Here is a 12,066-nt window from a genome sequence, read left to right on the forward strand (position 1 = left end):
AGCATGAACGAAAAGCGCTGATTCGTGAGCGATGGAGGGAATAATTAGGAGGAAGCGTGAACGAAAGGCGCGGAATCGTGAGCGGTAGAGGGAAAAACTAGGAGAAAACGTGAACGAAATTCCTTCATTAATACATTCTCTTCTCTGGGATAACCCCTCTCACTCCGCCTCTTGGGTTTTCCATATCTCCTTTATACCGCGGAATTAAATGGACATGAACGTGGAAAATCGTTTGTCCGCTTGGTTCACCACAATTGATTCCAATATTATAACCATCCGGTTGATACTGTTCTTCAAGTAATGCTTTTCCATCTTCTAAGAGCTGATTGATTGCTGCTCTCTCATCAAGGCTAGTGTCAAAAAAGTCACTGACATGTCGCTTTGGAATGATCAATAGATGACCTTCCGTAACAGGATATTTATCAAAAATAGCAAAGGCAAGTTCATTGGATATGACAATGTTTTCTGGATTACAAAATGGACACTCCATCAGCAGACCTCCAAGTAGGATAAAAGAATAATTTAGAAAAAAAGATAGATTAAATTATAATTGATTTTGGTTCATATCACGTCAGATTTTTTACATCACCTTTTTAGTTTACATAATAATATTATAATTAACTAATATGATTGAATAGCACTCTGTATTCATGGGCATAGTACAAGAAACAAAGTCATCAAATAGAAAGGATTTTTTGCGATGAAACACGCTCGTCCGTTACTGATCAAATTTTTAGTTACCACGCTATTATTATTTTTCGTATTAACATTAGGTGTAAGTGTTCCCATCGGCTATGTGATGATTATTTCAATTACCTATACGTTGTTTTCTTATTATGTGATTGACTTGCGAGCACTGCCGCGAATTAATAACATTCTCACTAGTCTAATCGATACAGCCGTTGCTTTTATCATTATCTTTTTAGTCACTTGGACGTTTGCTCCGGTTCCCCTTCTAGGATCATCGATTATTTCAGCGATTGGCATCGGTGCCGGCGAATGGTTTTTTCATAAATATTTAGGGATGTACGTTTTTATTGGGGAGCTCGAAGATACAGCGGTAATTCCAACCCGCCCTAATTTACAAACAGAAATCGCTGAAGAAGAAGATATCCATTCACTAAAAGAAAACGAAGAGGACAAATAATCTTATGCGTAATAAAAAGCTGGAGAGAAATACATTCTCCAGCTTTCAGCGTTTTTACTTACCAATACCATCTAAAAAACGAATAATTCGTTCACGATAAAACAGACTTTCTTCATCTAATACATCCTCAATAATTAAGTGGTCCTTTCCTTCAACAATCCATAGTTCAGTCATTTCACTACTAGATCGTTCAGACAACGTACTCGCATGGTATACAGCTGTTTGCGTATCTGCATCGCCATGGATAATAAAAATGGGAATGTGATTTAGTTCGGTTATCGATTTCTCTGGAATATTATCGACGGGATTGATACGAAATAAATGCCAAAAGACTAGGTTAACAGAAGGCTCAAATAGTTTAACAAAAAAAAGATGGCGCCCCGTCTCTTTTCATATAGTCTGCCACTTGGCGTTGCATGGACAGATAAGGACTGTCCGCAATAACAGCATCGATGTCATCATTCTTTGCTGCCACGTTTATCGCAGTACTTGCCCCCATTGATAATCCGTACAAAATCATTGGAGCACCTTGAAAACGATCGTCTGTTTTTAAGTAATTTACAACCGCGTTGACGTCATTTACTTCATGATATCCAAAGGACAAACGCTCCCCTTCACTTTTTCCGTGTGCTCTCATATCGACGGCAACCGGAGTATAACCCGCTTCAAATAAAAATTGAGCATACCCAAATAACGATGTCGCATCCATTCCATGCATACCATGAAGGATTAACACATTCCCTCTGGAGTTTTCATGCGGTACAATGTAAGCATTGATCTTCAAACCGTCACACTGAAAACTTCTATTTGTTCGCCAACCAAATGAAAATCCTCCAAAGTTGCCTCGTTAAATTCCACTCTCACATCTGACATTGAAGAAAGAATATTGTACGCAATAACCGTGTTGATAATAAATATAATAAGTACCGAAAATACGAGAAAACCTAAAATGATTTTAAGAATGAAACTTTTTTTGATTTCAATTTCGTTCCACTTCTGTTGATCGAGATTTTTTTCGTTTGCACCATAGCAAAACCCTCTCCTTTAACGTCTTACTTTAATGTACCACTCATATATCTAAAGGAAGTGAGTAAAACCGTAACAAGGCCAATCGTAAACAATATACTCCCAGTAATGATAAAAACATGAATATAGCCTTCATTGACAAGATGGAAGACAGTAGAGTCTGCACTCCCTTGGCGGACAAGCCAAAAGTGAGCCAGCTTCGTTCCTATATCTACACTGAAAAAAAGTAGAATAGCTCCAAAGATCGCCATTGTAGCACCTACGCTCATAAACCTATTATATACATCTGGCGTCATATTTCCTTTCCTTCTTTCACAAAATTTTTTTACCTGCTAGTTGATATATAATTAGTCAGGCCGAAAATTCTCTACCTTTATTTTACAAAAACCACCTATATATTAATAGAATTTTTTAAGTAAATAAAATGAGCGATTGGGAGCGTTTTCCCTTTGGTGTATTCCTTTGGGGAAGAACTCATGAAGAATATACGGTCTTTGTGGTTGACATTTAACTTGTGAGTTAGCGACTGGTATGCAATCTAACGAATAAAAAGCTGTTGAATTTCAACAGCTTTTGTATTATTTAGTTTACTGCATGATTCGATTGACAATTTCTTTTGCTGTATCTTCACCATTTTTGATACAAGCACCAATCCCGACGCCATAATAGGAACAACCAGCTAAAATAACATTAGGATAGAAAGCCGACATGTTTTCCGTAAGTGACTGAACCGCTTGGCTGTGATTTAAATGATAATTTGGCATTAAATCAACCCAATTCGTCACTTGGACCGTTTTTGGTTTGCCTTGGAGGCCTAAGCTTTTTTGGATATCAGCTAATGCGACTTCCACAAGTTCGTCTTCTGTCATCTGTTTTAAGGAAGAATAGACTTCACTTGAACTTTTATAAAAGAGACGAACTAATAAATTGTGATGAGCTGACGTATGCTCCCATTTGCGACTCGTCCACGTACAGGCATTGCAATTTAAATTACTGTTTTCTGAAACGATAAACCCTGTTCCGTCAGCCGGTAATTCTTCGTCCGGAATATCAAACCCTAGATAAATACTAATGAGCGAAGAATTTTTAAACTCGTTAAAATCTTCATCTAATTGATTGTCATTTAGTATTCGCTGCGTGACATCATGAGGAGTCGATAAGATGACATAGTCCGCTTCGATTGGTTCGTGATTAGAAAGTGTCAGTTTATAACTTTCGTTTTCTTTATGTACACCGGTTGTCGTAACACCTTTCATAATGGTACAGTCGGTCAGTTCATCTTCTAGCTTATCAATGATCGCCGAAAGGCCCGTATCAAAGGAGATGAATTTTTTATCGGACGCACCTTGGAATTGTTTTTTATTTTCCTCTAACCCCTTGATGATGCTGCCAAATTTATCTTTATAATCGAGCAAATAAGGAAGGGTTGAAGCTAGTGTCAGCTCATAAATATTCCCTGAGTAAACACCTGATAGAACAGGAGCAATTTGTTTCTCAACTAATTCCTTACCTAAGAAGTATTCTAAAAAAGAGCCGATCGAACTTTCCTTCGTGAACGTTTCATTTTTAGTTTCTAAATCCTTTAAGGCCGCTTGCTTTCCTTCTTCCGATACTAAAGTACTGTTATAAAGGGATTCCACGCTTGTCGGAATTCCAAAGATAGTATCAGCTGGGATCGGATGTAATTCGTCATTCGTGTAGATGTATGAGATACCCGTCGCGTTATAAACGAGTTGGTCCTCGAGTTGTAAATCTTGAACAAGCGGCATCACGCTTTCGTGCCGCGCAACCATGGAATCTGCTCCAGCTTCTATAATAAACTCGTCATCGCGTACAGTTTTTATTTTTCCGCCCAATTGTTCGTTCTTTTCAATAAGTTTTAATTGAATGTCGAGATTGAGCTCTCTCTTCAGTTTTTGTAAGTAGTGCATTGTCGTTAGACCAGTAATTCCTCCACCTATAACTACAACTGTTTTCAGCGTACTCACTCCTAGATCCAAGTTTCAATTATGTATTATGATTATTTCTTTGTTACTTATCGCATTATTATCCTTTGTTCTTCATAATTTTAACATAATTTTCATGATGATCATTCGTGTCCATCAAATTGTCATTTTCTCTAGCTATGGTAGAGTTTTATGATAAGGGTCTATGGAATATAGTATTTAGGGAAACGAAGGATTTCAGCTTTAGACGGACGAGGGTTTCGAATAGAAATTAATTAGAAATGGATGTTTGAAAGAGGGTCATTCTAGTAGGTTGTATTGGTTGAGTTAATCATGCTAACGGCTGGAGATTTCACATTAGGAATTGAAAAATAACTCGTTGGGGTCACTCTAATTTACGGAAGCATAGAAGCGTGGTTGATCAGTGTAGCACCCATTTTTATGGTAACTGCTGCGTATTATGGGCGGGGTTTACATTTTATCAGATCGTCTTTCAAGTTATCGGCGCAACTTCATATACATATAAAAATGCGTTACGCCGAACTATTGATGTGACAGTCGTTCAATTTCTGACTCTACTTTAAAGACGCGTTTATTTAAGGCTTGTATTTCTGAGTCACGCACATCCATCTTATGGTTCATTTGCTTTAGTAGGGCAATTATATCATCGGTTTGGTCTTTCTCAAATCGTCCCAAGGTAGTTTCTATTCGATTAAGCCTCTTGTCTACTTGATCAAACCTTTGATTCGTACTAGCTTCCATTTGGTCAAAACTGTTATTAGTCGATGCTTTGAACTCTACTAAATGCCTCAAAATCTCATCTAACTTTTTATTCATATCACTCATCGTGATCACCTCCTTTTTGCATTATTATATCATGCTTTATGACATAATGACTTGTCGCCTAACGATCTTAACAAAAAAATAAACATGTCTTTATATTTTAAAAAAGGTTGTCTTTATACAGCTTCCAATGACCACTCAATCACCTCAATTAGTATCTGTTATTCGCATATTTGAGTAGCTCAATTTTCCCGCACCATTTCAAATGTAATTATTTACATATTTTAATATAGTGGTATATATTTGCTCATAGCATCCTACATATATTTATAGACAAAAAAGGTGTGTTTCTGTTGTACATATGTCATACAATTCTATACAAGGAATGAGGGATGCGAATGAAGTCGCTTCAACAGCTTCAAAGGGAATTAGCCATTTCTACTGCGAAAGGAACACCTATGCTGTATGCGGGAATTTTGTTTTGGTTTCTTGCGGGACTTTCCTATTTTTTTATCCCTGAAGACGTTAGGTTTTGGGTGTATATTTATGGAGTTGGAATTATCTTTCCGTTAGGGATACTTATTTCAAAAATCCTAAAAAAAGATATGTTTGTTCATGACAATCCTCTGTCTTCGCTGGCTGGATTATTAGGGGCAATGCAAATCTTATTTATTCCCGTTGTTCTGATCTTTATTGCCAAAAATCCAGCAATTATCCCTTATGTGTTAGCGGTTTTAACAGGCGCTCATTTTTTACCGTTTTCTTGGGTTTATCAAACAAAATGGTATCTCATTCACTCCTTTGCGATTATTGGTATTGCCCTCATCTCTTTTTATATCCCAAATGGACTGATGGTGTTTCTTCCGTTCGCATTAGTGGTTGAGTATTCCGTTATTACCTGCTTTTTATCATTAGAGGTTAAACGATTAAAGGCCATGCAAGATACAACGTCATCTGTTTGAGAATATTAAAAACCTTTTTAGGCATGAGAATTGTTCTCCATGCCTAATTTTTGTTGTATAGGTGATGATAAACGATAGGTTAACACTTAAGAAAATTGATTTTACTCTCTATAAAAATGTTTATATTTTGGCAACAATTTGGTAGTACAATAGAGTGTGGACGATCGACCTTTAAAAAGGAGCAAGGCTTATGACAGATACTAAGAGAATTCTTGTAGTTGAAGATGACGAATCCATTTCAGATATCATTTCGTACTCGCTGCGGAAAGAAGGCTATTTCGTACAATGCGCGTTCACCGGCAAAGAAGCGTACAGCCTGATAGAGAGGATGCAACCGAATTTAATTTTGTTGGATGTGATGCTGCCAGACACGAATGGATTTGATCTATGTAAAAAAACAGTACACGACTTCCCCCATATTCCAATTATTATGCTGACCGCTCGGAATGACATTGTTGATAAAATTCTTGGATTAGAGCTGGGTGCCGATGATTATATGACGAAACCGTTTGACATTCGTGAGCTTTTAACCCGTGTAAAAGTTGCTTTGCGCCGCGGTCAACGTCTAGCAAACATCGAAACTTTCATGAAAATTAACGAATACATAAAAATCGATCCTGCCTCCCGTACGGTGTTTAAAAGAGACGAAGAAGTGAAAATTAAACCGAAGGAATATGACTTGCTTTTGCTTTTTGCTGAGCATAAAAATCGAGTGTTTTCACGGGAAGAGATCCTCGATTATGTCTGGGATATGAACTATGACGGCGATTTAAGGACGGTTGATGTCCATGTACAAAGACTACGAAAAAAACTAGATTGCGAGTCTCTCCCGTCGATTATTGAAACGGTGTTTGGAATTGGCTATAAAATGAAAGGGTTGCAATGATGGCTAGGAAATGGACGATCCAGAGAAAATTTCTGCTCGGCTTTTTACTTATTTTTTCTATTTCACTGCTGTTGCTCAATGCCTTTATTAGCAATATGCTGAGCAAAAACAGCGAAAACATTATTAAAGCCGAGATGGAAAATACCCAACAGTACTCGAGAGAATATATTAAGCAGCATCTTCTTTTAAAAAACTTAACGGGGGATGTGTTTGCCCACTCTGGAAATTCGTTAGTTCAGGAGTTAAGTGAAAATCTACGAAGTAATGTCACCTTGTATGATATAGATGGAAATTTTCTCTACGAAGCAATTGATGAACAAGAATATGTCATTGTCAATACGAGACCGAGTAAACGGTTAGAAGAAAGCAGTGACCATGACTTGCAGTTCGCCCTGAACAATAAAGCGGCTTACACGATCAATCAAATTGACAATGAGTGGGTTGTAAACTTCTCCTACCCTCTTTATATTAACGGCGAGCATTACGGTATTATTCGTTTAACGAAAGATTACTCTGATTTATTTGCTTCCAACCAAAAAGTTTTGACAAGTCTTACCTATTTTACGTTAGTTCTCTTTACAGTTATCTTTCTGTTTTCTTATATATTATCGCGGAAAATCACGAAACCACTCTCGAAAGTAACTGAAGCTTTCTCCGATGTGGCTCGAGGCCAATACGATACGAAGCTGCAAATTACCACGGGTGATGAAATTGAAGAACTAAATGATCGCTTTCATGAGATGAAAGAACAAATTAAAGAACAAATTGCGGTCATTACTGAGGAAAAGGAGAAAGTCGAAAAGCTTGAAAAGACGAGGCGTGAGTTTTTTAATAATGTAACTCATGAATTAAAAACACCTTTAACCACGATATCGGGGTATTCGCAAATTTTATCTGAAGAAGATTTTAACGATCCCATCTTTTTGAAAAAGGCAGCCGAACGTATTAAAAAAGAAAGTGACCGGCTTCATGAAATGGTCGTTGATGTAATCGAACTGTCCAAGCAAACGATCTACGAAGTAGAGAAAGTCGATGTTTCCCATCTGATCAAACAGTTATGCGAAGACATGCAATTGAACGCAACAAAATACGGCATGACCATCGTATATGATACAGAACCTTCCCTTTTTATCAAAGGCATTGAAAACCGGCTACTTGAAGTCATTATGAACGTACTAGATAACGCCATTAAATATGGGGAAAATCATTCTACCATTCAAATCGTTTCTTATCGCCAAGCCGATCATGCCATAATTAAAGTATCGAACGACAGTAATGACGTTAATCCAGTCATTTTAGTCAATGCCTTTGAACCATTTTACCGTGGCAGTCAGTCATCAAAAGCAGAAAAAGGCAGTACAGGACTCGGGCTTTATATTTGTAAACAAATCGTTCACGAACATGGCGGTACCATCTCCATTGAGGAAAAGAACGGTGTTATTACTTTAACGATCTCCCTCCCACTCTGGCAATAACTTGGCAACATTTTCACTCTTTTTAGCAATAACTCTTTCGTACAATCAAGTTGTAAAAAATAGGAGGAGGTTTTCAAATGAAAGTCGTTAAAGGAATTTTAGGAGTAACACTCGCTGTATCCGTTTTAGCAGGGTGTAACACGCAAGGAAATGTGCAAGGAGAAGGGAAAACCGTCATCGTCAGCGAAGATGTTGTCCTCGAAAGTATCATTTCTGATGCGAAGGTTGCTGTATCTCAACCCGAACAAATCACACTAAAAGAGAGGATCACATACGGTGAACTACTTAAAATTGATAATGAAAAGCTTTACTACACAAGAGAAAATGCACTTTTCTCTACAAGCATCAATGGTGCCAATCCTACATTAATTGAACACATCGCTGCCAAACAGCTGTCTAAGAATGGGAAAAAAGCAATAAGTGTAGAAAATAACAGCGCCTATGTAGTAACGCTTGAAACGGGTAAAAAGAAAAAAATCGCAGAATTAGATGAAAACCATGGCGATGTTAGCTTTGCTGATCCAGAAGGTGATTATCTGTCTTATTATGAATTTACGGATTCCAACTTAGTCTTAATAAACACCGACACGACTGAAAAAACATTGTATGACTTTAATCAATTGTTCGATAGTCCTAGGAACTTTTCATTTCATAGCGGGACCATTCATAATCAAGATGTGTACTTAGCCACACATATCCAAGATGAAGGCAGTGCCTTATATAAGCTTTCTGCGAACAACCAAGTTGAAAAAGTGATTACCTTGAAAAACATCAACGATAATATTTTTGATTTTGAATTCATCCATGATGATTTACTTGTATTTAATGGTGTCTACGATGAGGAACCAGGAATTTTCTTTTATGACCTGAATAAAAAGGCGGTAACGAAAGTTGTCTCAGGCGGCACGAGCTCGGAAGGAACTTGGATTCCGTCCTACAGTATCTCCCCTGACGGAACAAAACTGCTATTTAATACGATCCTGCATAAAGGCGACCAGTTTTTAGATAATGTCTTTATTGCGTCAATTGAGAACAATCAACTATCAAAAAGCATTCAAATCATTCAAAACGCAGAACTGCCAGCGGTTATAAAATTATTAGCTCACTGGAACGAAGACTCTTCAGCCTTTTACATTCCACGTTCCGACAATAGTGAAATCGGCTATGGTGACCTTAAAATTGATTATATTTCCATTTATGAATTGGACAAAATTGAAACGGAATAAACTTTAGATCTGCGTAAAATTTAAAAGTCCCCTAAGAATTTAGGGGACTCATAGGAGAAGCAGAATATACAAATATCGGTCGTCGACCATCGATGACAATGGATAGTAATTGGTCACAGGTAAAAGTGTAATCGGTGATGGGTAATTGGTTGGACCATTCGCCGTTACAAGATCCCATTGAAAGAAATGAAGTTCTTCTCCTATGCCTTGAAATGGAGTCTCACCATTTCAAGGTTTAAAAGTACTTTTCACTATTAAAATCTAATTCGATTGCATAGTTTTTTGCATTGATGAGGTTTGAAAGTTTATTGGCCTGACGCTCAAGCTCTAACCCTTTCTGACGATAATCTTCTGGTTCAAACATCGCCACTTTTACGACCAAGACATTGTCACCAAAAGGATATAAGGGCTCTTCTTTTGGAGAAGCGCCCAATTCTTTACATTTTCTTGCTTTAGCTCTTAATTGAGTGGCTAACTCAATCGCTTCAACAATCGTTAAAGTTTCCTGATTAAATTGTACCTCATTTTCATAGTTCGCTTGATACATGAGTTTATCCAACAGACGAAAGTCTTTTCGGATCTCGTCTAGTTCTTTCTCGACATCTGCTAGGGTACGAACTTGTGGAGGGATTTTACTTCCGTTATCGATTTGTACAAAGGCGACTCGGTACATTTCCTCTTCCAATTCATGAATTCGCTTTGACAAAATACTTTTTAGCTTTACCGCTTCTGCTAGAGAGATTTTTGACATACCTTACCTCCATACGAATGCTACTATTTTTTTCTTTAAAAAGATCTAACTTGATTTCTTCCTCCTTGTTTGGCATGATACAATGCTTCATCCGCTGCCTTGATGATCGTCGCAGGGTCACTAGCCTTTGTCGGTATAACACTGGCTGTGCCAATACTGATCGTTAGAAAACTATTAATTAATGAACCTGCATGAGGAATTTTCAACTTTTCAATGGTCTGCCTAATCGTTTCAGCTACATGCTTGGCACCTGTTTCATCTGTATCCGGTAAGATGACGCAAAATTCTTCGCCACCGTAGCGACAGACGACATCGATGGGACGCTTTAACGTTTTTTGTACTGCTAAAGCTACTTGCTTTAAACATTCATCACCCTTCTGATGACCGTAAGTGTCGTTATATGGCTTAAAATAATCAATATCAATCATCAGTAACGAAATATCGCTAGAATATCTTATGGCTCGCTTCCATTCTTTAATTAATCTTTCATCAAAATAACGCCTATTACCTATTCCTGTCAATCCATCTTTAGTAGACAAATGTTGCAGCTTTTCGTTTACTGCCTGTAGTTTTTGTTCTTCAATTTTTCTTTGGGTTATATCACGGGACATGACAATCAGTTGGGGGTCATCTGGGTCACGTCCTGGTAGAAATCGGACGGTAGACTCGAACCAAATATATTTCCCGTCCTTCCGTTGAATGCGGTACGTAGAAACACCCGCACCATTCATCAGCATCAGCTCGTGATTTTGTCTCACAATTTTATGATCTTCTTGGTGGATTAAGGCGTACCCGCATTTGCCAATTAACTCTTGATCATCATATTGTAAAATCTCTTTAACTGCAGCCGAGACAAATAGATATTCACCTGCTGCATTATGTATCGTTATCATATCTCTTGAGTATTCCGTAATGATTTGGAAGAGTTCCTCAATCTCTTGAAGCTTTTTTTCTACTAATTTTCTCTCGGTGATGTTGCGAGAGATTACTATGAGTTTAGGCTCATCGGCTGCTCCTAAACTGTCCGTTTCTCCTAATGCTCTCCCGTACAAACTCTGGATGGACGATTCAAACCAAATGTATTCTCCGTCTTTTCTTCTTATTCGATAAGTAGACACGACATATCCGTTATTGAGGAGGATTTCATGATTTTTTCTTGACTGTTCATGGTCGTCTGGGTGTATAAACTGATAACTGTCTTCACCTACTAATTCTTCATTACTGTACTGGAGGATTTTTTCTCCTGCGGGAGATACATAAAGGTATCTTCCAGCTAAGTCGTGTACAGTGATCATATCACTTGAATACTCAGCGATAAGCTGAAAAAGGTCTTCCCCCTTACTTAGATTAGCTATAATTTGATTTCCCATCCTAAGTCTCCCCTATCCGATTCTTCTCTATATAAAAAAGACCAACAAAGCAAGTTGGTTGTTTTTCATCTCTCTATACTAATTTCGAGTGATTTGAACTGCACTACCTGAGTTGAAGTGTGACTTTTTATCTAGTTTTATTATACTATATTAGGCTATCATTGGAAAATTCTACATGGAATTTTCTTAATTTAGTAACATGTTTATTATATTTTTGTCACTTTCATGTAGGTTTTCATAATGGTTATACTATTCTCCTAGTTTTTCCCTCTACCGCTCACGTTTACGCGCTTTTCGTTCACGCTTTCTCCTAGTTTCTCCCTCTACCGCTCACGATTCACACCGTTTCGTTCACGATTTCTCCTAGTTTTTCCCTCTACCGCTCACGATTCACACTGTTTCGTTCACGCTTTCTCCTAGTTTCTTCCTCTACCGCTCACGATCCGCACCGTTTCGTTCACGCTTTCTCCTAGTTTCTTCCTCTACCGCTCACG

12 protein-coding genes are annotated in these 12,066 nt (G+C 37.7%); 5 read left to right on the plus strand and 7 right to left on the minus strand.

The window, feature by feature from the left end:
• Positions 1 to 127: 127 nt before the first annotated feature.
• Positions 128 to 490, minus strand: a complete 363-nt coding sequence (locus AC2VNP_RS19580; RefSeq protein ID WP_486918956.1) for an HIT family protein — start codon at positions 488 to 490, stop codon at positions 128 to 130.
• Between the two features lie 210 nt (positions 491 to 700).
• Between AC2VNP_RS19580 and AC2VNP_RS19585 the strand changes: the two genes are divergently transcribed.
• Positions 701 to 1,147 (plus strand): DUF2512 family protein, encoded by a 447-nt coding sequence (locus AC2VNP_RS19585; RefSeq protein WP_486918957.1) that lies wholly within the window; start codon positions 701 to 703, stop codon positions 1,145 to 1,147.
• A 358-nt stretch (positions 1,148 to 1,505) separates the two neighbouring features.
• Here AC2VNP_RS19585 and AC2VNP_RS19590 read toward each other — a convergent pair whose 3' ends face one another.
• From AC2VNP_RS19590 to AC2VNP_RS19605, 4 genes are all read right to left on the minus strand, one after another.
• On the minus strand, positions 1,506 to 1,931 hold the full coding sequence (locus AC2VNP_RS19590; protein WP_486918958.1) for an alpha/beta hydrolase: 426 nt from the start codon (positions 1,929 to 1,931) through the stop codon (positions 1,506 to 1,508).
• A 268-nt stretch (positions 1,932 to 2,199) separates the two neighbouring features.
• Positions 2,200 to 2,469: a hypothetical protein gene (locus AC2VNP_RS19595; RefSeq protein WP_486918959.1), complete on the minus strand. Its 270-nt coding sequence runs from the start codon at positions 2,467 to 2,469 to the stop codon at positions 2,200 to 2,202.
• A gap of 291 nt (positions 2,470 to 2,760) precedes the next feature.
• Entirely contained in the window at positions 2,761 to 4,152 is a 1,392-nt protein-coding gene (locus tag AC2VNP_RS19600) for a protoporphyrinogen oxidase (RefSeq protein ID WP_486918968.1), read from the minus strand.
• 510 nt (positions 4,153 to 4,662) lie between these two features.
• A complete protein-coding gene (locus tag AC2VNP_RS19605; RefSeq protein WP_486918960.1) occupies positions 4,663 to 4,965 on the minus strand; it encodes a hypothetical protein in 303 nt (100 codons plus the stop codon).
• Between the two features lie 335 nt (positions 4,966 to 5,300).
• Here AC2VNP_RS19605 and AC2VNP_RS19610 point away from each other — a divergent pair, with 335 nt between their 5' ends.
• The 4 genes from AC2VNP_RS19610 (at position 5,301) to AC2VNP_RS19625 (ending at position 9,451) form a co-directional block, all read left to right on the plus strand.
• Positions 5,301 to 5,864 (plus strand): DUF7010 family protein, encoded by a 564-nt coding sequence (locus AC2VNP_RS19610; protein WP_486918961.1) that lies wholly within the window; start codon positions 5,301 to 5,303, stop codon positions 5,862 to 5,864.
• 190 nt (positions 5,865 to 6,054) lie between these two features.
• Complete coding sequence (locus tag AC2VNP_RS19615) at positions 6,055 to 6,750, plus strand: response regulator transcription factor (RefSeq protein ID WP_486918962.1); 696 nt, start codon at positions 6,055 to 6,057, stop codon at positions 6,748 to 6,750.
• A gap of 95 nt (positions 6,751 to 6,845) precedes the next feature.
• Positions 6,846 to 8,225: a HAMP domain-containing sensor histidine kinase gene (locus AC2VNP_RS19620; protein ID WP_486918963.1), complete on the plus strand. Its 1,380-nt coding sequence runs from the start codon at positions 6,846 to 6,848 to the stop codon at positions 8,223 to 8,225.
• A 77-nt stretch (positions 8,226 to 8,302) separates the two neighbouring features.
• Positions 8,303 to 9,451: a hypothetical protein gene (locus AC2VNP_RS19625; protein WP_486918964.1), complete on the plus strand. Its 1,149-nt coding sequence runs from the start codon at positions 8,303 to 8,305 to the stop codon at positions 9,449 to 9,451.
• A 235-nt stretch (positions 9,452 to 9,686) separates the two neighbouring features.
• Here the strand turns inward: AC2VNP_RS19625 and AC2VNP_RS19630 are convergent, their stop codons facing one another.
• Entirely contained in the window at positions 9,687 to 10,202 is a 516-nt protein-coding gene (locus AC2VNP_RS19630; protein ID WP_486918965.1) for a hypothetical protein, read from the minus strand.
• Positions 10,203 to 10,237: 35 nt separating this feature from the next.
• Positions 10,238 to 11,572, minus strand: a complete 1,335-nt coding sequence (locus AC2VNP_RS19635; protein ID WP_486918966.1) for a sensor domain-containing diguanylate cyclase — start codon at positions 11,570 to 11,572, stop codon at positions 10,238 to 10,240.
• Between the last annotated feature and the right edge of the window lie 494 nt (positions 11,573 to 12,066).

It is taken from the genome of Alkalihalobacterium sp. TH-98 (assembly GCF_057473385.1).